We start from the raw sequence: 24017 nt of genomic DNA on the forward strand, positions 1-24017 counted from the left end.
GCAAGTTGGGCTGCTTGCGATCGTCAACTTCACTACATCGATTGTGCATGGATTGTTAAATATTGCGGATACTTTTTTGGGCTTAAGTCCAACACCAACACACAATGATCCTGCAGAACTCTATAAATCGGTTACCATCCCGCAGGGAACTGACACCAGCATGTTTCGGCTTTCGCCAGAACGAACGCGAAATGTTCCGCTCTCAACCCCTGGGTCAGATTCTCAACCACTTTCTTTGCCTTCAAATAATAGCCTTGGAACAACTACAAAAAAACTTCCTGGAACTGGTAAGGTAATACAATATGAAGCACCGTATAAACGATCTATCAATCTAAAAATTGATCTGCCATCACCTAACAAAGATCTGAGCAAATCTGGATTTTTCAAAAAATTATTTAGCAAACCAATTGATTTTTTTAAAAAGAAATTTACTTCAAAACAATTTCATAATGCCTTTCTAGTTGGAGGTTCTGTGATTGGTGGCGCTGTTGTTGCTGCCGTGCTCGATCATTATGGAAAAAAGGCATACCACTACCTCAGACCGATTGTTGATGACATGCTCAGCGGCAAGTTGGAATCAGGAATGCACTGTTCACCACAAAGTGGTTTTTCGCCCGATAACACAATCGCTTTTATCCGCGAAAACAGCCCCAACAAAGAAGAAATCATTTCGCAGGCCAAGAAATTAAAATCATTAATCTTAAACATCGATACGCGCAGCATCAATCGCGATATGACACCAATAAGTTTTAAAAACGTCGAGCGAACCACAAAAGATCTTCTCCATTTTATTAATGGATCACATAAACTTGGGCATGACCATGGACTTGATAAATTCTTTCCCGACAAAAATTGGGAACAAATAAAAGCTGTTGTCAGAGAAATTATCGAAGGAGGCAAAAATTGTCTGCCTAAAAAAGGACATTCTGCAAAATATGCCTATATCAATGATATTCCTGTGTTAGTTAGATATATTGTTAATAAATTTAACCAATATGAAATAAGTGGCTTTTTTATTGCAAAAGCATCTCAAATAAAAGAGTATTTCCCGCCAGGAGGAATAAAATAATGGAGATTAAGCAGCTATGTCGATTATACATTGAAAAGGGTTTATTAAAAAAATATGTTAAAATTGCTAACATGTTGCCTAGAAATGATACAGGTCATGATACTCCTTATTCAATTCCATTTTATCTTGATGAAATTTATAGTCCTTGCTCTCATGGACTTGCAAACTATCTTAATTTTTTAGAAGAAACACCTGTTTCGCTTAAAAATTTACGCATGTCGCTTGATATTTGTTTCCCGGCTTTTGCGTATTCATCATCAGGAACATTTTATTATTTTTTGCGAGATGCTGAATTATTTCCTGATCAAGCAGCATCAATTGGAGGAGTCTTTGAAAATGATGCTACTGCATGGATAAAATTAACAAGCCAAGAACAATATGAATTTGCACAAGTCATACTTGAATATCAACCAGAAGAACTTTGTTCTACTCGTATAATAGAATGGCTCAAGGACGAAGGGTTTAATAATCCCTCTACTTACGCACAACGCGCTGCTGAATTAATAGCCAAAGACAAAGCTGCAGCGTTTAAAGAATTTGTTATGCACGGCCGTTTTATCGAATCGCAACTACTTTTTTGGCAATTTCCTGAAGAAAAAATGGCAGAGATCCTGCGCGAACTTGCTCTTGAAGAGCAATGTATTACAACTTACGATTATGTTTGGTTTCTCATGAAGAAAAAAAGCGAAACCGCAGCTCGGCACCTGCTGCTTGCTGATCTTACACAGCGTATCTTTGGGCGAACAGATATTCCCGAACCAAAAACCATGGAAGAGGTTGGCGATTTTTTTAGTGCTCGAGAAGGCTGGCAGGAGCTCATGTTTTTCCACATTTCACGCGCAGCAGAACTCGAGCCCGAAACGATCGAATTGCAAGAAAAACTGCTTGAGATGTATCCAACAGTTCCAGAAAGCTTTGATAGGCAAGAAACAATTTTGTTGGCGCAGCGTGTGCTTGCTGCAAAACCCGAAAGCTTAGTAGCGAGTGAAGTTTTAAATTCTCTTCAAAAAAATGTGCTAAAAAATTAATTCTCTTCTTGAACACTTTCAACAATTCCAAGAGCAGCTACTAACTGACGCATATCTTCTGGAAGAGGTAATTCATATCGATACATAACTCCGTCATATTCAAACTCGAGCAATCCCGCATGAAGCGCCTGACGTGAAATAAATCGCGAAGACACTCCATATACCAAGTCACCCAAAATGCCGTGCCCAATCGATGAACAATGAACCCGGATTTGATGTGTACGACCAGTGATAATTTTTACATCAAGAAGCGTGGCGCCAGTTAAATACTCAGCAACAGAAAATAATGACGTTGCTGGTTTGCCATCAACCGCCTGATGCGACATTTTTGTCCGAACCGTTGGATGCCGTCCAATCGCAAAATCAATTCGTCCCGAACGAGGCGTATGACCGGAAACTACGGCTTTATACGTTTTTGAAATTTTACGATCATGAAACATTCGACCCAATTTATTTTTGCCCCGCTCATTTCGCGCAATCAACAAAAGACCACTTGTATCCTCGTCTAAGCGATGTACAATTCCTGGACGATCGTCGTCTTTGAGTAGATCTGTCAACTCTGCAAACATGTACAGAAGGCCATTTACCAATGTTATTTCTTGACTACGATTTGCTGGCGCATGAACCAACAATCCCGCAGGCTTATTGATAACAATAAAATCTGCTTGAACATCCACAACTTCAAAATCAACCTTTTTGGGCTCTAAATTAAACCCTGGCCTTGGCTGCAGGCTCAACCCAACAAGATCTCCGGAAGAAAGTTCTTGTTTAACTGAAGTGTTTTTTTTGCCATTTAACGTTACATGACCATCTTTGATAAGCTCTTGCAAATACGTTCTTGAATATTCTGGAACTTTTTGTGCCAAAAATTTATCCAAGCGCTGCGCATTTTCATCAACAACAAATTCATACTCTTGTTTTTCTGGCATATCAACCTACTACCTCAAAGCTTTTAAATCTTTTTAGTATATCTCAAGAGTTAAATTCACCAAAAACATGTCTTAAAAAAGTAACGATTTTTGCATAACATGCGAATGCACAACATCACGAACAGCCTCTGCATCTTTTCCTGAAATATCATCAATTTTTTTACACATATATTCGCCACATTCACTTCCTTGACGAGCTTGATCAAAAAATGTTGTTACAGAGATATTTCGGTAGACAATCCAATTAAATGAATTGTCATCATGCAGCGTCTTTACGCCCTCTGGCTTTGTTGATAAGCGCGTAATACCAATTTTTTTCAATATTGGGTGGGTTGCAGGCTCTGGCGATAACCCAATAACATCACCACGCGCAACCAAAGACACCGCCTCTCCAATTTCCCAATCAAAACAACTCGATGAATCTCTGTTCATAGAAAAAGAATCTTGCAGACCTGAAAACCCAATTATATTTTTATCTAAACTCGTCCCTTGGATTGGTGTTCGTTGCTTGGAAAGAGAAAGCTTTTCACCAGTAGCCATATTTTTTAAAGAAATTCGAGCAAACGGTTTTATTGGATTATCAATTCGATCGAGCCACGATTCTCCCTCAACAAGCCACCAACAAGACATCGATTCTGCCGACAAGTCTGATTGCGTTACCTTTTTCCCACACGCAAAACGTTTACCATCATTTGCACAAACCACTTCAGGCAAATCGCACACAGAAAGCGCAAGGTTTTGATCTTTTGAATTAACCAACATAACAACAGATCCAAAGCCTACTTTTCGTTGATTTGGAATATCATTTAAATAATCATAAACCGTTACCGTGTTGAATAAATTATCAACAACTCTCCAGGGCATTTTAGAAACAACTGGATGACGATAATCGGAAATATCTTTCTGAGAAACCGGTCTGTTGGTAAAAGAAAAAATCATTCGGCCATTCATATAATGATCGCATTTTCCAACAACCAAAAGCATATTTTTGGTCTTAGAATACAAAGCTCTCTCAACCTTTTTCAAATCTGGCAACGGCGCAGTAAAAGCATCAACCGAAGACAATTGCTCGCCATTAAGAGCAAAAATTCGAAACCCAGCTCCATACATCAAGCTTTGATCCCCGTGAACAAATAAATAAGAACCATCCTCACTCCAGTTCATATGCGAAATATCCGCACCAACACGAACCCTTTGCAATAAAACTACACCGTTTTTCTCAGTATCATATCGATACAAAAGAACAAGATCTTTTTCTAAGAACGAACGCGCTACAAAATACAAATCGGATGGATGCCACTGCGCATCGGTTAATTTATCATGAATCGCAAAAATCGCTGAATCTTTAAAGCTGTCTCCTGGCCTTGAAAGCCGAGCGTATGGAAAATCTGCATGTGACGTTAAAAAGAATCGACCGTCCGCCGAACACGATGCATACTCTGCGTGCTGAAGACCGGGAAAAGCAGTTCCCTTTTCTTTAAACATAAATTCTCCGGCATCCCAGTCAAACAAGTACCCAATACCGCCGAGTAAAACAAACAAGTTATTACGATTATTGTATAAAAAAGCAGTATTATTTGTTTTTTTGGCAGCTGATCGTTGAGCAATTTTTTGCGCAATCTTAATTGAATTTTTTACTGAATTAAACGTGTACAAAACGGCAATATCTTTTGCTTGATTTAAAGCATGCCCCACAAGAATAAATGTTCTACTGTCTTGCCCCCAAATCAGCGATCCAGGCTCAAATACAAAACTCTCATCAACATTCAAAGGAGCCTCAACACACAATGAAAGATCCCTGTGTAAGCTGTCATATGCATAAATTAAAATATACTTTCGATCTCCCTTTGTACCGCACGCTAACACAAAATTTTCAGAAGGATCCCACGAAAGCAACGACAGATCTTGATACGCGCCACCCAAAACCCATAAGTAACCATCATCTTTTTTTGATGTACCGAAGGATCGATTGAGTACATTTTGTCGCTCAAATAACTCTTGACGCAATGCGAGCTGCATTTCACTCAACTGGAGCATTTTAGAATATGATTTTGTTGGTTTTAATAAGCCAGCATCAAGCGATTGTGGATAAAAAGAATGTAACAAATAATTTGTATGAACAATCATATCCTGAAGAGATGCTGTTGTTGCTGCTTTTATGTCAAGTTCACAACCACCAAGAACAGCCCAACGAAAAAAAGCGTTACACACATCTACGCTTGAAATATCTTTTTTATAACTATTTTTTTTTACAGAATTTTCAACCGCAATAAATCGATCATAATGAGATACAAATTCTTTAAATCGAGGCTCTTCTGCTATTTTTTTCGCATCTTCATGAGAAAACATATGATGAGGATCTTGCAAAAGAAGGTATACCCCTTCATCAAAAAAAGTTTTCAAAACAGCTGCATCAAGTTTTTTTGAGCTCAAAGATCCAATCAAAAGAAGAAGAACATAATATAATTGTTTTAAGCGCACAAAAAGACTCCTCACTCATGTACGAAAAACTTCGCTGGGCCGGTATAATGACCGAAGACTACTTAAAAAAAGCTCATAAATTCAAGGGACCTGAAATTGCCTTTTTTAAGTTTAATTTCACCCAAGTTGAATACTAAACCCCAAGCCCACTAGAAGAACGCGAATTAGAACCAGAATTAGAACGCGAATTAGAGCCAGAATTAGAACCAGAGTTAAAGCCTTGCCTTGACTCTAAATTTGATCCAGATGAATTAGATTGAGAATCTGTAGCCGCACCCATGCCTAAACCTGATTTGTCAAAAGATCTCATTCCATCAATTCTTTGTCTCGGATTTACAAGCGCATCTAATGATAAAATAGAAGTCGTTGCAGCTGTATTGTCTGCAGCAATAGACGAATTTTTTTGAAGATCTTTAAGGGTTTTAACAATTTCTTTTAAATCGTCCATAATTTTTGCCGGAAAACTTGAAGCAACAGCTCTATCTACGACCTTTTTTAAAACACCATCACACAAAACTTTAAATAAAATCATTCTTAAATCTAAATTCAATTTTAACAATCGAGGAACTATGGTTTGCTTTAAATATCCAACCACTTCCTCTGCCACTGCAGCATTAATCTCTGTGACATTTATTGCAGCAAGTGATGCGTTAAACAATGTGGTATGCCAAGCCGAAGGATCTTGTAAATTTTTTGCGGCGCCTGCTTCATAAAATTTATCTAATTCTGCAACAAAAGAAGATCGCAATTGAGGAGAATTATGATTAACCAAAAGTCTCGCCATTTCTGAAATCTCAGCACCAAGAGTAGATGTTGCCGTTAGATTTTTCACCTCTTCTTTTTGCATCAACTGAATCAAATAATTTATTTTTTTTGGATAAATAACAGATTTATCATTAAGCAGCCCAATTATCGTTGTTAAAGCGCCACTCGTTTCTTGCGTTAATCCAGTAAACAAATCTTTTGAATTATTTTGCACGGTTTGAAAAATACTAATTACATACTCATTTGCTGTTACTAATTGACCTGAAACATCTGATCCTTTCTCCGCATACCAAGAATCTTCATTTTTTTTCTGATTTACTAAATTAATAATCGCTTGCAAACAAGTGTCCAGAGCCGCTCTATCCGCCCTATTATCAAAACATGCTTTATTCAAAGCCACCAAAGCCTCAAATACATTCGACGATAAAGATCCCATAACCCTTCTAGATGATGGAAGTTTTTTGAAAACTAACGGTGTACCTGTAACAAAACCAATACGAAAAGAAGAATCAAAACTCAATCTTTTGTTGTTAGCACTAACCAAAAAAAATTCTTGCGGCTTTGTCGATTGAAACAACTTAAAAACGCCAGCGTCTGAAGCACCAACAACAATAAAACCAGACGAATCTATATTTATCTTTTTCCCATTAATTGTCAGAGATGCCGAATAATCGTCGGGATTAAAATCACTTAATACAATATGCGTTAATGGATCAAAATCATTTGTTGTTTTATCAAAATAAAAAAGATTTGTTTTTGGATCATAGCAACTAATTCCAGCTTCTGATGCAGAAGAAACAGCTGTAAAAACATCATTTGCTACAATCGTTGGCATTTCTTTCGCAGAAGAAAAAACAGCCCCTTCTATAAATTCCTTGAGATCTTTTTTCAATTCATCTGAAAAAGAATAACGCTTCAAGTTTAAAATGGTTTTAATATAATTTTTTATAAAAATTGCAGGAAAAACACCACGCAAAAACTGTTTATTAACAATAAGACTCCAATCTGGAATCGCAGACGCCTGCGTACAAAATTCTTTTAAAACGCCTGCGCATATCGCAAGATCCGCTTGATTGCCTGCGCAACATTCAAAGACCTGCACCAATGTAAAAATACTTGCATCTAAATCATCAGAAGTCTTCGCCGGAAGAGAACCTCTTAAAAAAGAATTTACAACAGCTGGTATTTCAATAATTTTTAACTCTGTTGCATTATCCCCAAGAGAAATATTTCCCGTAGCATCTATTTGTAAAAACTTTTTATTTGCTGCTTGCAAAAAACCATTCAAGGTTCCTTCATTTCTAACAAAAGTGAATCCCACAACTCCACCACTATTGTTTGCAAGCCCAGTAAACTTTAAACTTCTATCAAAGAAACGATTATTAAATGCCTGTAAAACAAACGCTCCCTCTGGTGTAACCCCAGTAGCTCTAAAGCATAATTTACGATCCAAAAATGAAACGGATGATGCGAGAGCAACCTTACCATCATCCTGAACCATTAAAAATTTATTATCCGAAGCTGTGCTCAACAAAAGACATGAATTATCATCAAATCGCCCAACAACAGAACTGTTTTTTTCCACAAAGTTGATTAACGTAACAATCGCTTTTCTAAGTTCAGTTTTTATCGCAGAAGGAGCAGAACTTAAAGGATTCATCGCATAAAACAATTGCTCTATCATGTAATTTTTAAGAATTACAGACTGATTATTTGCCATAAAAGGAGTTGTCCAAAAGGACGGCTCGGATGAGCATTTTTCAAGAATTTTATCAACTACCGATTTGAAGTTTGCCCAGTCAGTAGAATTTTGAGACGCTTGTGCTTCGAGAAAAGATCCCAGCACGGGAACAAGAATGGACATATAAAGTTGAACAGAAGATGTTGAGCTTGAAAGCCGATCAACCGTCGCAATCTGCTGTGGTGAAATAGGCCCAAAACATCCAAAGGCTATTAAAAAAAAAGATACTAAAATACGCATCATACTCCACCACCACGATTATTACCTTGAACACCCGCTCCACGGCCACTGTTTTGATCTTGAATATTTACTACAATTTTACTGATAGACGCGGATCTCCATAAGCCTTCAACTGCAGCTGGAGCATGTTGGTCAAAAATAAGTAAAACATCTCTAAACAAATCTTTTACAGCCCTTGAAGCATTCTTTACCAATGGTGCCGCTTTTACCAAAATAGAATCTGCAAGTTTTTTTCCGATATCTCTTTTTTCTTGTGCAGTAAAAATAGACGACGCCAAACGCACATTTAAAATTTCCTTCATCCATGAAACTCGAACCGCAATATTGGAACTAGAAAATCCTTCAATCCCGAAAGCTTCAATCAAGCGATCACAAATCATATTTTTCCACGCAAAAACAGTTCTCGTATCAGAAGAAGGAACAACTCCTAGTGCTGGAATATTTTGTTTAAGGAAATAGCTATCAATTTTTTGAATTAATTTTTTCTGCAGATCATCCCCACCATCTGCTGCAATTTGAGGAGATAAACGCCGAAGAAGAATGAGCAACGGAGACAACTCAATCAATTCATCAGCTTTAGTTATTCTTCTTGCGATATCATCAAGTTTATCAACCTGGAGTGAATAGGTTGGTTTATCGTTACCAGCCACAACCAGAAGTTCTCTTATTTTTTGCCTCAAATCCTGATTGAGCCCTGAATAATAAGATGCAAGGTTTTGCTGCAAGAGTTTATTAAGAGCTGCTATAAATGCTACCCTATGAGCTTGCTTAGAAATGTCATCTGAATAAACCCAGTCTAACCTAAGGCTTGCTTTTTGTGCATAACTTAAACAATTAGCAAGAATTGCTGCAAGATCAGATGTGCTCTCTTTTGCCGATTCAAAAGCGTTAGCGAACAAAATAATATCCGAAGGAATGTCTGCTAAATTTCCATCTGGCAATGAATAATTTAATTGTTTTTTCTCCACCACAACAGTTTTCTTAGCCTCCTGCTGGGGTTTATTTTGAGATAAAAGGAATAATAGTTTATCGCGAATAATCCTAGTAACACACGGCTGTGCTAAAAACACAAGTGTCAAATGCCGCAAATAATTTTTTACATCAAAATTATCTGCATTCGCGCCACCCCATAAAGAACTTTTGATAACTTCATTCAAAAAGGTCTCAAATATCATGTAAACAAATTCAACATCCTCAGGTTTATTTGTCAACAAACCAAAGCCCTGGAGAAACAAATCTCCCATTCTTTGTAAGTCTAAAACGTTTGAAGGATTGATTAACGAATCAAAATGAACCTCCAAAGGATCTGCTATAGTTATACTAAACAAATCTTTAGCGTCTTTTGAAATAAATGAAAAACCCTGATTTCGCCCAGGAACCAACGGTTCAAGAGTTAAATAATTATTATTCGCATCTTTAAATGCAAAAAACAATCTACCATTACGCTCTACAGGCTCCAGCCGGGCCTTAATCCCCCGGATAATGCCAATCGAAAACGTGAGTAATTTTTGAGCCCGATCGTAAGAATTAATCGTGTAATGAGCAGACTTAGTATATCGAGTATTGTTAGCACTCATAATAAACTCAGGACCACTCAGAACAACTGAACCACTATCTCTTACTGCTCTCAAAATAAACGTTCCCGTTGATGCAAAATCAAACAAATAAAAATCTTTTTCATCAAATAATTTTACCCCTCCTCCAACATCAACAGACAACTGGCGAGCAAGTTTCTTTACTTGATCCTGAGCAACTGAAAGAGGCGACGAGATAAGAGCACACAAGGAAATAACATAACTTTTTACCGTCATTGAATCAGATATTTTAGTATCTAGTAATGCCTCATTTTTACTTTTTAAATCTGTTACATAATTTTTTAAGGAGGTAACAAATAAAGTCCACTCACTATTTCTATCAACCAGCAACGCAAACGCTGGAATAATTTTATCTTTGAAGTCTGCAGCTATTAGATTTTCTGTAATTTGATCTTTTTTAGCCAAAGAATTCAATAACAACTGAACAGGGCTTACCGACCTTTGTATCTTTCTAACTATTTCTTCAACAAACGAACGCGAAACAAGTGCTGGTACTGCATCACTAAAAGACTTCACCGCTCTATTTAAGTACTCATAATACCTTAGATTTAATCCGGCAACATTATTCAAAAGATTATCTTTTACAATATTTAAGGCCAAGATGGTTTCCACATAACTATTAAACTGAGTAGCAATATAAGACCAATCCAATGTCGTCTTGTTTGCCAACTCAAACAAACGAACAAAGGTATCAACATCTCGCTTTACATCATCCATAGTAATATTTTGAATTTTGATCGTACTAAAAATTCGATCTTGAGAGGATGTCACAACTAAATCAAACAAAGCATTTGTCGTCGATGTATTTACGTCAAAACCAGGACGAAAGCTTGGGCGAACGGCAAGATACTTATCTCCAGATCGAAAAGAAGCTTTTAGGCTCGTCTGATTAAATTCTAAAGAAAAAGAAGCTGAAGAAGCCTGAGCATCACCAACGGCAAGAAGAGAACTATTCTGTGTTATTGATCGTCCACCAAAAGTTCTTAATTTAACTGAACGAGTATTTGTATCATATTCTTCAACTCTAAACATAGAACCTAAATCAAGCTCGCTAATAGCTCTCCAGTCAAAATCTCTCCCATTAAAATAAAGATAGCTATTATTAGCTTGTTTGATTTTAATAACATCATTAGCTTTAATTGGATCCTGAGCTGGACGTAAGCTTGATATTGTTGTTCTCATTTGCACAATTAAATCTGATATTGATTTTGGCAAACCAGCAATACCCGCAATTCTTGTACATGCTTCTACCAAAATATTTGCACAGGCTATACTTTCAGCTGCAGCTGCCTGAAAATTTAAAGAATTTCTCACTCTCGTTGCATATGTATTAAATTGATCATATACATATTGCCAATCTCGACCTTCCGGATCTTTTGGTGATACATTAAATGCTGGCAAAATGATCTCGTTGATCATCTTTGTTACATCGGCAGAATTTAACTGGATAGTATTTGTCTGCGCCGCTGAATTAATATCTCTAAAAATATGTCGCACATTCGGCAGTCTCTCGATCGTTAATAATGAATTAGCTCCTGAAACATCTGCTGCAACCACCACACTTGAAGTTCCTTGCGATATAACTTGCCCCACAAATGCATTTCCAACCTTCAAGCGCGACTTACCTGTTTTCTGATCATAGATTAAATCAAATATTTGAGAGTTATTTCCTGATGCCGTTAACATAATACGACCATTCGATACTATTAGCCCTGAGGCTGCTTGCCGGGTAGCTGCAAAACTTATTTTTGACGCTGCAACATCATAAGAAACAACCTTAAACTGAGTCATAGTGTCAAAAGATGACGATTTCACACCCCCAAGCTGATTTGAATTTTGAATAATACAAAGCGCATCTCCATTGTTAAATAAAATTCTTACAACATCATTTATTTTTAATTGCGCAATACCAAGCTTCAAAGCACCCTCAACTTCACTTAGATGACTTTGTAGATTAGTCGAAAGCCCAGGAAGAGCCATGATACTTGAAAATCCAGCTGCAAGTTCATCTTTAACTCGCGTTGACCTTTCTGCTTGAGCTGTAAAATCAAACATTTTTTCAACAGCTTCTTTATACCGCAACGCCTGATTAATAATATGTAACTTTTCAAGGTCAGTCCTGTTAGATGATTTTAATGCAGTAATAAATACTCCATTAAAGTCATTTATAACACGGTCTACATCAAGCGCCGGCTCTGCAAGATTTAAATTATTTTGCGAGCCCACAGATGGGTACCTCAAACTCCATTGAAACGACCCGACATTTCTAAATGAGTACGCATTAAAAGACTTATTCTGAAAAAAAGGCACATCCCTAGAAATAATAACCGTATCACCAACAGAAACGATTAAACGTCGATTATTAAGTACAACTAAGTATTTTAAAAACGTTGTTGTACTGCTAATTGGTGGAGTGGCATGAGGAACAACAATTTCATCCGACAGTTGGTGTGATGTAGAACTCCGAGGTGTAAAATATCTAATCGCAGATTGAGTATTACCCCACCCACCAATCACTAACTCCGCATAACCTCCTGCAGAATCCCTAAAGCCAACATGAATGTCGGTTGTCCCCTGAGCATCAAATGAAGCCAAAATAATTGGCGATGCCGAAGAAATAGCCCGCCATCCATACATTCCATAATTTTCAGAAGATATTTTTGTTGTAATCGAATCTAAAATCACATTTTTTTTGTTTTGAAAAAAAGTTTTTAATGATGAGGGAATAGAATTGATGGCACAAATATCATCAATAGATTTTACTAAAGACGCAATCCGATCAAACCTACTCTGAATATCCTTATCAGACGCCGATGACGAGGTATTCAATAATTGCAAAACCCGATCAATATAAGAATTAAAAACCGATTGTAAATATTCCCAATCAGCAGTTTGTTTTGTTCCTCTGGAAAAAGAAGGAACAATTTTACTCGTAAGATCTTCAGTTATTTGGGTTGACAATGAAGCAGGAAAAGCAACAGAATCTAATATTTTTTCATCATCTGTGACTAAAGAAAAATCTAACCGAGAACCCAAACTTCTAAGAGCTTGAGTTGCAGAAGATACTCCCATCCCCCCCAACTGAAAACGAGGAAAATAAACAAAATCAAAAGCAAATGATGAACCACTCTGAGCAGCTACTATTTTATTTGATGAAAACACAACCGGATTATTATTAAACCACAAAAGCTCTAACTTATTCGACGACAAATCATGCCTGACAACTTTAAAATGAGCTTCTTTGGCATATGCTGAGTTAATATTAAAGGCACTATCAGAAAAAGAAGCACCAAAAAACTTATCCCCACTTTTAATTTTAATAAGATCTCCCTCGGCAAATGGAGGTTTTATCATGTCTTGAAATATTCTTCTTTGCTCAGCAGAAAGCCCTCTTGTCCCTGATACATTTAAAATCGCTCTTGCAACAACCAAATAAAGTTGAAGTTGATCACTTGTGCTCGCAGATAATAAATTAATAATTTCTACAAAATATCCTCTGGCCTGTTCAACTAAAGAATTTCTTTCAAGATCTGTCAAAGTAGCTAACTCTAACGAAGATTTAATAGATTGAGAGTCTGCTTGAATTTTAGATGCATTCAACAGCGGAGTTAACACATTTTGATTAAAATTTGCAGGCAAATCTATTTTTCTCACATTTATTGAAAGAATGTCATCACCTGTCCTTGGAGCAAAAAAATCAAGCTTGCCGTTACTTCCTATCCTTAAACACTCCTTAGTCGTAGAATTTAAAAGATTAGATCTTGCTTCAATAATGTTATGAATTAATTCAAAATTTCCAACCTCAGAAACAACAAGTTCTTTATTCGCCGACGCACCCAAAGACCTATTTGCAAGAGTAGTTAATCTAATCGATCCATTCGCCTTATCATAAGAAAGAACCTTAAAAACCTGGTTTTGATTAAAACTTTCTGAATTATTAACCAGAGCAATCTGTCCCTGAGAATCTAGCCCAATCGCCCGAGAATTTGATAATTCAAGTTTTATAAAATCTCCTGTAGAAATGCGCTGATCAACTCTAGAAAAGCTTTCTGAAACTATTCCAGGCGCCAGGGCCCTCCAAGAAACTGCAGGAAAAACAGCCCCTCGTCCCCAACCACCAAATGAATACGATTGTTCAGGAACACCACACCCCCAACAACTTGAATATCGATTACAAAAAAACGTACTATCCAACTTAAAAAGTAAATTATTCCCAACATAAACAGCAAGCGAAGCACTTACGTTTGTTGGAATTGTCGACATATTTTCATCGACATGTTTTCCCGCTGTCGGAAGCAACCGAACAGTAATTTCAACTGTATTGGAATTAAAATTGACCGGAGAATGAGTAGCTTGCAAATCAACATCAGGTGGAGCTGAAAGTCCTACCGCCGATGCCCTACGAATAATTTTAACAGCAGATCCATTCTGTGCCCTTGAAAGAACAAGGTAGATAAACGTATTGGAATCAACGCTCCTAAATAACAATTTAACGTTATTAAAATCAAGGCTAGAAACGGTTGTTTTAACCTGAAAAAAGGGTTTATTCTGCAGATTAATGGCGTTCAAACCATCTCTCATGATATCTACATATGAACGAGAATAAGGATTTGAAAAGACATTCACCTGAAGAAATAAAATAAAAAAAACTAAAAAAACATTCCGCGCCATAATCTGGGCCCCGCTAAATTGTTATACATTTCAACAAACGAGATTGCTGTGCGCGCGATAAATAAACATAACGACCAACCAAAAACGATCCTGTTTTCAAAAAAGCCTCATCAACATGATCCTCTTGCAAAGTATCCAAAGAAAGTTTTTCCATTTTTGAAAGCAAAAAATCTACTTTGGCAGAAAAAAGATACTCTTCAAAAGAAGCAATTTTAAAATTAATTTTTTCTAAATCATGATTTTCGGCAGAAGCAAGGGCACAACAAATTTGTAGTAAGCCATAGAAGAAAAGCACCCATTTATTCACGTTTAAACCGATCAAATTATTAATTTTTATACTCAAAAAATAAACTACTCAGGTTACCCTGGCAAATTCAACAATTATACCAAATTAAACCCACTACAACCGAGACTTAAATTCATTTAAAATCGATCTTCTTTGAACAAACCTTCTGTTTTGTCCAACAAAATCAAGCAGCCTAGAAAGTCGAGCTTTGTTATTTTCGATCGCATCAGTATTTTTATCTTCTGGCTTATTCCCATATCTATTATCGAAAACATATTTCAGTTCCTTCATGAAAATTTCTACCTGTGCCGACTGATAGATCTCTGGAACCTTGTCTTCAAGAAATTTAAGTTGTTGCGCAAAAGACAAAGACTCTAATGTTTTTAATGAATCTTGCGAGACAGCATCTCGACGAGTTGACACCTGCCCCTTCAACTCAGCTATTGTTTTCATAAAGTTTTCAACAGATGAGTCAACTGCATCTATCCACAACCCTTGCTTATCGATACGTTGAGCAAGATCACTCGGCAATGCACCATAGGCTTGTACAAAGCGAGGAATAACTTGTTTTTTCAACGTTTGAAATAAGGGGGCCACTTCATTTATTTTTTGATTATTGATCGTATCTTTTAATCTTTCAGCTGAAGTCAATTCTGTAATTGCTTGCTCTAGAACAACTGCCGACGAAGTAGCTTTTAATGAATCTTGGGCTTGTTTGATAGCAGCCTTTATTCGATCTAAAAAAGCACTTAATTGTTGAATTTTTTGAGCAACAGCCGATGCCTGCTGAGTAACAATACTGAGCTCAGAGGCTTTTTTTGAAAAATCATCAGACACTTTTTGAAAACCTGCGATAAGCTGATTTGCTCCATTTTTTTCGGTTTCAAAATCTTTTGTTGCTTGATCTACTGCCAGCTGAATAGCAACTACCCCATTTGATGATTCCGGCGAAACAATTCGACCAGCGGCCTTGTCATCATCAATTACCTTACGAAGATTTTGCACATCTTGAGAAATTTTTTCAAACACACCCTGATACGCTGTTAATTGCTTTCTCAACTCAGCAATTCTTGCCGTTGCATTTTTGTAATCATCGTCACTTTTGACTTGATCTAAAATCGCTTTGCTTTCTTGAATAAACTTTTTTACGGCCGCAAATTTATCTACACTCGATTTTACAAAAGCAGCCAAAGATATAATTTTTTCATCTAATGAACCACCCACAGCTTGACCTGAAACAACACTTTTTGAAATAACCGGATCGCCCAATAAAACAGCCGGCTGAGATACTACTGCTTCCTGGATCGCGGATGCTGGTAAATTCAGTAAACCAGCTGTTTGTTGAGTGCGGCTGGCTGGATTTTGAAAATCTTCTTTCTCCTCAGAAGTTTTATTAGAAGAACCAGAAGTAGAAAACTGCTGCTTTTTTGTTAAAGCCTGTTGATTAAGGCTAGTAAAATCAACTCTTAGTTTCTTACTTTTTACAACTTGCTCATTAATTTGAACCTGCAAATTTCCAAGATTTTTTTGAAAATCACCAACAACACCAGATTGTTTTGCAAGATCAGAAGCAGAAATAATTGATTCTTGCTGTTGTTTTAACTCTCCCTCTACTTCAACAATAAGAGTCAGCAAGGCCTTAAAATCTTCTAGTAATTTATTTACTGCATCAAGGTCAGCAGCGCCCTCTACCAAAAGTTTTAATTTTTCATAAGAGGCAACTGCTTCAGTGTGCTTGGTATCAACAAAATCACGCCCACCCTCTATATCCTTTAAAAGCATCTCAATTTTATACAAAACTTCAGTTGCTACTTTGTTTTTATTTACAAGCCCTTCATACCGAGAGCGAGATGCTGCTAACGTTTTTTTTATCGCATCCTGACGTTTAACAACAGCATTTGACCAAATACTAAAAGATTCAAAACTTTTTTTTAATCCGGCGATAGCATCCTTCATCGTCTGATCACTAAGCCTTCCTTCAATCTTAACAACCTCTTCATTAAATTTTTGCGTCCATACAGAATATTCCGCGATTCCTTCATCAATAGCGTTAGAATCATTTTCTACGTCAACTAAAGCATTTTTAAGTTCATTTAACGACTGCTCTGTTTGTGTTTCATTCGCAAAAAAATCCGCTAATCCCATAATTTTTTGAGAAATCCCCATAACCAAAGGGGTTAAAACATCTTGAATTACTGATCCCGCCTCAACCTTCATTTGAGACAAACCTTCTAATAACTGAGCGCTAACAGCACCAGAATTAGAACCCGTTTGCCCTGCCAAATCAGTTTGCTTTTTTTCAAGACGCATCCGAGCCATAGAAAATTGATCCTTTAAAATCTTAAGCGTTCCTTCAAATTTAGAACTCCAATCTGTCAGCTGCAAAAAATTCGATTGAAAAACCTTAATTTCATCTGCCACAAAAGCAGTTGGCATTGATTCAAGAATCTTTTTTAAACTCTCAATATTCGAAGAATACTCCTGCAACATCGAGCCAATATCAGACATTTTTTTTGTTATTTCATCTGCTTGAGCGACAGCTCCAACAACTGCGCCAACATCAGAAAGGGATACTACCACTTTGTCTAACCTTCCAATATCTGAAACAATTCCCCATACCTGGTCAGACATGTTTCGACTTAAAACAGAAGCCCTTTCTGATACTTTTTTAAACTCTTCAGCCAGTGCTACTTTTTGAGCTTTTTTTACCTGCGCATCATCTGTATCGGCTGTTTTTTTTTCCGCCAAAGTCGCTTCTATTTGTTTTTTTATTTGTTCAAATTGAGCTGAAAGTTCATTCAAATACACTAAGCGAGAATCAAATGATTTCTGAAACCCTGAAATCACTGTTTGCTGCTGATTAACCCACGCGACAAAATCTGTTGTCATCTTTAAATTAATTAATTGGAATGTAGGAAGTTCACTTTGTAGCTGCTTACCAAGCGCACGAATAGCCTCAAACTTGCTTTTAAACTCAGTAAAATTATTATTAATTTTCGCATAAATGCCTTCAAACGCTGTTACATCTTCTGATTCGGAAGTTTTTTGCAAGCGAACAATAATCGTCTGCGCTTCACCCGCAAAAGACTCTATAAGTTTTAAAATATCAGAACACGCTGCTATCAAATCTACATATTGTTTCTGATAAAGGGTTAACTTCTCAGTAATTTGTGCACTTTGCCCACTCAAAGCCTCCTTGTAAAAGTTTAAAACCGAACCAAGTTGAAGCCGCTTTTCGTATAAACTATTTAAAACTGGTGATTGCTGATCAACTTGCGCTTGATAAGCTTCCCGAAATTCAAGAGCTTGTTTCGCCTCAGAAGAAGATTGATCAAAAGAATTGATAATCGCGTCAAATATTTTAACCTGAACAAAAGCACTTATCCATGCATCATCAGCATTTGTAATTGCCTCATCAACAACTTTTAGCGATTGCTCCAAATCCGTTATTGAATCTGCAACAATCAATCCAGGAAACAAAAACATCCCCAAAAATACGATATTTTTTATCTTCATCTGACATTTACCCATTTTTTACAACACTAGCCGATCAAAGCCAGGCATCCTAAGCATAAAATTTGCCCAAGCACAAAGTAGCGTCTTTTTTGAATGAGTTGCTATATTTTAAATCAATCAGTAAATCAACAAAAAAAGCGCCAGCTTTACTGGCGCTTATAAATTGTTTTTTAAGAATCAAATTATTTTACCTGCGCTTGCCATGGAAGAGTAATTCCCTTACCTGCAAAAATTGGACTTGATGCAAGAGCGCTAAACGCTTGTTGAGCCTGCACAATAGCTTTGTTGGCAGAATCAATTGGGCCCCTGGCTGCTGCAATAGCTGCATTCGCAGCATCTCTAGCTACTTGCAATCTCGCAGCTGTCAATCCTGTTTGAGCTGGAGCATCAACCAACGCTGTTATGACTCCCTGCATAGCAACTCTTAAAGCTTCAAATTGCATTCTCCAGGTGACAACATCAGGAACATTAGAAAGATATTGATTCCATTGTTGAATATCAACTTTAGCTTGAGCAACAGCCTGCTCCAAATCTGCAGGAATAATTAAATTAGGAGTACTTAACAATGCTTCAAAATCCGCTACTGACTGCCGTGCATTCTGAACAACTACTGGATCGATAGCAGCTAAAGGTCTTACCGAATCGACAATTCTATTCAATTCTGCCTGCGCACCAATTTTTGTTGTCAAATCATTCGCAAAAATAAACCCACTTGCAAAAACTATCGCTAACAACAAACTGTTTTTTAGAAAATTCATAAAAATTTCCCCAATTTTATGGATAAGCTAATCACCAAGTTACAAACCCACTGTATATTTGAGCAAGACTTCAAATGATTTCTATCTCCAATTTTTTGAATTCAAGAATGCTCGAGCCGCTTGTCGCTGCAATTCAGCGCGCTGCTGTTTTGTTAAATTTGCCGTAGAAGTACTTGAACCAGTCGAAGAGCTCGAGCCAGAAGAAGTACTTGAACCTGTAGAAGCGCTTGTGCTCGTCGAAGAGCCTGTTCCTGTGGAAGTAGTTGATCCCGTGGAAGTATTCGAATCAGTAGAATTATTTGTTGTTGATGTGATGCCTGCATCATTGATTTTTCGATTAATGTATAACAACAATTCACTCAAAAGAGATGATCTGTCCCTTGAAAAAACATTTCTCGAGGAAGCAGATTGCACAGCTTCTTGCAATCCTGTTAATTGAGCAGAAGACAACGTATCTGGAAAAGCCCTCAATAAAACAGCGGCTAATGTAATAAACTCTTGTTGAGTCCTATCGGTAATATTGCTCATTGATGCAACTCGAACAATAAAATCTAAAAACGCCCTGTTTCTAACCGTTGCATCTGGCGAGTTATTAATAAAACCCTCTAAGAATGTACAAAAATCAACATACACTCCACCAAAATTTGTTGCTGCCTTAGTATCTGTTATTATTTTTTTCATACGGTTAACATTTTGAGTTGTGGCTGTTGATTGACGTTGAACCGCATTATACAAAGATAAAATAAACAATTCTTTATGGTTTGCGGAAACTGCCGCAGGCAAAGACTGTTCTAATTTTGTAATCTGAGCATCCAAAGCATCATCAAACGAAACATCAAAAGAACCTACCGTTATTTCATTTCCAGTATTCGAGGAAGTTGTTGAAGATGAAGAAGCTGCAGGCAAATCTTGTTTAACTAAATTACTCCACGCAGTAATTTGCTGAGTATAAGCAGAAAATGCCGACGAATTTAGTAATGTTGTTAATAAATCATTGAGAGATGAAATATTAGCAGATTTTGCAGCATCATCCCCAGATCTTGTACCATAACGTATTTCAACGGTCTTTTTTACCCTATCAATAAATCCAGGGATATCAGCAGCCAAAACAGAAGATGCACTTGTTTTTAACGCTACAATAATTTCAGCATAGGGCTTAATAAAAAATGGATCATACTGGTCTACGGCCTTTATTATCGCGACAAGCTCTGCTCTCATCGCGGCGTCATTGTAAAAGAATTTCACATCAACATGGTTTAACAAATTTTTAAAATCTTCAATTTGAGCCGCATCATTTATAGCCCCCAAAAGTTGTGCCATTTCTTTAAATAGACGCAACAGCCTTGTCGCCTGATCTTTATTTAATGGGGTAAAGACTGAATACAATTTTTTCTGGGCTTGCAAATATGTTGCAAAATCAACAGCTTGACCAAAATTGGTCCTCATCGCGGTGAGTGCAGCTATTTTACTTGAATCATTCCGATAAACCAAAACTATCGCTTTATTAATTAATGCAGGAACCTGGGCAAGCTCATCTTTAAAAGATTCACCCCTATCGTTATATAACCCAGCAAAAAATGCCGACATTTGATCTTTTTCTGCATCAGAAACGGTTGATTTATAACGAAACGTATCAATTAAATCATTAAGAGCTTTAATTCTATCAAGATACCCAGATGAAGCATTTGGAACCGAAGAAGAGGCAGATGTGCCACTAGCTGAAGAACCACCAGCAGGTGTTGCTTTTGCTGTAGCAATCAATGTTTTTAACGTAGAAACAATTTCATCCATCAATCCACCAAATTGCGCATCTTCCATTGAGGCTATTAATGCAACTCGCTCTTGCGGCGTTGCATCCTTAAGTGCCGCAACCATTGCCTGACATTTTGATAAAAAGGTATTTCTCATTGCCTCTGATGGCTTTGCTAACTGATCGGCTATTCGACGCACTTCTCTTACATCTGCTGAATTAAATGCTCCCGCAGCCCATAAGCCCTGAACACAAAAACTCAGACAAGCAAAGAATAAAAGTCTATGCATATTCACTTTTTTCATAATAATCGCTCTTAAGACTCCATTTTTATATCTTCATCATGCCAATTTGTTAAAAGATCTATCAATAAATCCTTACGATAATGCCCCAAACGATGCAACTTGATCCCTATATTCATTAATTTGATCAACTGAAGACGGCTCACTCTTAAAGACTCGCGCTCGAGCTGTTACAAGCAAGTCATCAATAGCTTTTTTATCATCCATAGATGTTTCAGCGGTAACGTTATTAGAAAGAATACGAAGTTGCGCAAGAAGTGCTGTTTTTTGCTCCTCAGAAGCCACTGCCCAATTTTCTGGCGTCATAACATTTATCATGTTGTACACGCGAGCAATTGCTCCCGCAAGAGTTGTTAGAGGAGCTACGCTCAACTGAGCAACCAAATCTTCAATTTGTTTAATCGTTGGATTTTTATCAGGAGCTGTACGTTGTCGATCATCAAGCATTTCTTGGCCAAATTTATTAATTTTAGCAAATGTTACATCACGACTCAGTTGATCTAAATCGACGTTTGCATTTTTTGCATTAGCTCTACCATCTATCAACGCCTGCAGTTTTGCAATAAACACATTTTTATGATCTTGACTGTACACGCCAACCATCAAGAGTTTCTTGAAGTTTGCATACAACTCACCGTACGTAATCGGAGCCATTAATCCAGTAATTACTTTATTAAATGATGCCTCCAATGCTGTTCCATAAACCAGCTGGTGATATAAAACTCTTGACCTAATAAACGTAACCAGGCTTGCCCGCTCAGCATCAGAACCGTCAACCCGATCAACCACAAGCTGATCAATATCTTTTGCAAACTGAGCCATCAGTGAAGCATCTTTCTGCGTCGAACCAATTTGTAAGAACTGTTGTTGAACTTGAGCAATACGAACAGCATACGTTAAGTATTGAACCGCAGGTCCTTGACCATCTGCAGCTGTTCTTAGTGCAGTAATACGACTCGGAATCATATTCATTTGGTTTTGCAAATTTTGTTTCGCCAATTGATTTACCTGAACAAATTGAAGCAGCTTTACAACATCTTCGATATTAAAGTCTTCTTGAGCAGCTCTCCATCGCTCTGTAACCAATTTATCAACTTTAGCCAAGAAAATATTTGCATCATCAACGGTAAATTCTGAAAGATTTTGAATCATGACTCGCAAATTATCTACTCGTTGAGCAAAGGTAATTGGATCATCCAGTTTCTTTATAAGCGGATCTAGCTGTGCAATTCCACCATACAAGAAAACAATTCTGTTGTTTTGAACAGCATCAGACGTCAACCATGTTTTAAGTGCTTTGATATCTGCATCCGTAGCATCAATTCGAGACGCCACCAAATCAGATAATTTATTAATAAATTCTGACAAATTTGACTGCTTAAGCGCCTTAAAGAACTCCTGCAAATCCGTCATACGTTGAGCAAAAAGAACTCCCGTACCAGTAGCAACCGCCTGATCCGCAGGACGGTCAAGCGCTGCCATATACTGACTTAATCTATTTGAATTTTCACTATCATTTTGTAAACGATTTTGAAGCGCAAAAACAAATAAATCTTTAACCATTTGTAGATCAAATTTTTCCGTTGCAGCCTGCCCTCGCTGATTTACCAAAATAAGAGCTTTGGCCATAAATTCTTGTACAATTGCAGGATCATCCATTACTGGGTAGTCCTGTAATACCTGACGAAGATTATTATACCGATCAACATATGGAGGAAGCGTGTTAAGCCCTCTTGCCAGAACCTGCAATTGAGCCTTTTGTGGCGTAAAGAAAAGAACTTTGTTTGCCTGAACATCTGGACTAATAAGCCAACTGTATAAATCTCCAATTTGCTCGATCGTGCCATCTGCTCTTCCATCAACTAATGATTTAATCAAAACCATAAATTTAGGAATATCCGCAGCCACAAGAGATGTAAGCGCAGCTTTTGCCTGCATAATCTGATCACCATATCGTGCACGCAATTTTCCAGAAGAACCTGATTGCAATGTATAAATTGCATTATTTAATGAAGCTATTAATGCGCCATCAACAGTTTTGTCCATGCGTCGCTCAACAATAAACTGCAATACTTTAACCATATCAGCCAAGTTGAAACCCTCAGTTGCTCCCTGAGACCGCAAATCAACAATAAGCTTAACCTTGGCCATCACAACTGTTTTTTGATCATCGGTAAATGCTTCATTATTTTGAACAATACTGATCAAATTTTGCACACGAATAGCATACGGCACAGGTGTATCAAGTGTTTGCGCAAGCTTTACTAAGTTGTCCGCTCCTTGTCGGAAATAAATTCCTTCATTATTTTGCACTTCGGTAGAAGTAAGCCAACTCTTTAAATTTGAAATATCATCGTTAATAGCATCTACGCGACGATCAACCAAATCGCTTACTTTTTTTATAAATGCATCAACATCATCTTGAAGAGATCCTCTAGTTAATGATTTTAAAGCGTTCTTTAATGATTTTATTTCTTCTGAAAAAAGAATCGTACCTGATCCTTTTTGTGACCCTGCAGCTGCTTTTAATTTGTTAATCGCAACATCCAAATCTGTTTTAAATTTTGACATTTGATTAAATGAAGCTTGCAACAACAGCGCTTGCGCATCCTGCAAATCCTGCCCATTTGCACGTGGAATAGCTGCAACTAATTTTCCAACTTTTCGCATAAATTGCTGCTGAAGAATAGCAGGCATCGTATCGGCCTGAAGCATTAAAGCTAAACTATTTTTCCAAACTACAAAATCAATAGGCGCGTCTACCGTATTGTACCAATTAGTAAAATCATCTGTTGGGCCAGAGTTACCACGATTCTTCAATCCCACGACAACATTATTCCACGCCGCTGCCTGCAACAAATTTTTAAACGATGTTATATCTTCATC

The 24017-nt window shown here is 37.2% G+C and carries 9 protein-coding genes; 1 reads left to right on the plus strand and 8 read right to left on the minus strand.

What is annotated here, in order from left to right; translation table 11 throughout:
- Positions 1 to 1068: 1068 nt before the first annotated feature.
- Positions 1069 to 2097 carry a hypothetical protein gene (locus FJ366_02835; protein ID MBM3894505.1) on the plus strand — a complete coding sequence of 343 codons (1029 nt, stop codon included), beginning with the start codon at positions 1069 to 1071 and terminating at the stop codon, positions 2095 to 2097.
- Here FJ366_02835 and FJ366_02840 read toward each other — a convergent pair.
- The 8 genes from FJ366_02840 to FJ366_02875 form a co-directional block, all read right to left on the minus strand.
- On the minus strand, positions 2094 to 3026 hold the full coding sequence (locus FJ366_02840) for an RluA family pseudouridine synthase (protein MBM3894506.1): 933 nt from the start codon (positions 3024 to 3026) through the stop codon (positions 2094 to 2096). The two genes, FJ366_02835 and FJ366_02840, sit on opposite strands and share 4 nt — an antisense overlap.
- Positions 3027 to 3098: 72 nt before the next feature.
- Positions 3099 to 5507 carry a hypothetical protein gene (locus tag FJ366_02845; protein ID MBM3894507.1) on the minus strand — a complete coding sequence of 803 codons (2409 nt, stop codon included), beginning with the start codon at positions 5505 to 5507 and terminating at the stop codon, positions 3099 to 3101.
- A 133-nt stretch (positions 5508 to 5640) separates the two neighbouring features.
- On the minus strand, positions 5641 to 8256 hold the full coding sequence (locus FJ366_02850; protein ID MBM3894508.1) for a hypothetical protein: 2616 nt from the start codon (positions 8254 to 8256) through the stop codon (positions 5641 to 5643).
- Positions 8253 to 14519 (minus strand): hypothetical protein, encoded by a 6267-nt coding sequence (locus FJ366_02855; GenBank protein MBM3894509.1) that lies wholly within the window; start codon positions 14517 to 14519, stop codon positions 8253 to 8255. The genes FJ366_02850 and FJ366_02855 overlap by 4 nt, the downstream gene beginning before the upstream one ends.
- Positions 14520 to 14532: 13 nt before the next feature.
- On the minus strand, positions 14533 to 14826 hold the full coding sequence (locus FJ366_02860; GenBank protein ID MBM3894510.1) for a hypothetical protein: 294 nt from the start codon (positions 14824 to 14826) through the stop codon (positions 14533 to 14535).
- A 93-nt stretch (positions 14827 to 14919) separates the two neighbouring features.
- The gene (locus FJ366_02865; GenBank protein ID MBM3894511.1) at positions 14920 to 18321 is read right to left on the minus strand and encodes a hypothetical protein; all 3402 of its coding nucleotides are present in this window, start codon (positions 18319 to 18321) and stop codon (positions 14920 to 14922) included.
- Positions 18322 to 18503: 182 nt separating this feature from the next.
- Positions 18504 to 19079, minus strand: coding sequence for a hypothetical protein (locus FJ366_02870; protein MBM3894512.1), 576 nt, complete (start codon positions 19077 to 19079; stop codon positions 18504 to 18506).
- Between the two features lie 81 nt (positions 19080 to 19160).
- The gene (locus tag FJ366_02875) at positions 19161 to 21134 is read right to left on the minus strand and encodes a hypothetical protein (GenBank protein ID MBM3894513.1); all 1974 of its coding nucleotides are present in this window, start codon (positions 21132 to 21134) and stop codon (positions 19161 to 19163) included.
- Between the last annotated feature and the right edge of the window lie 2883 nt (positions 21135 to 24017).

The organism is Candidatus Dependentiae bacterium (assembly GCA_016871815.1).
Lineage (GTDB): Bacteria > Babelota > Babeliae > Babelales.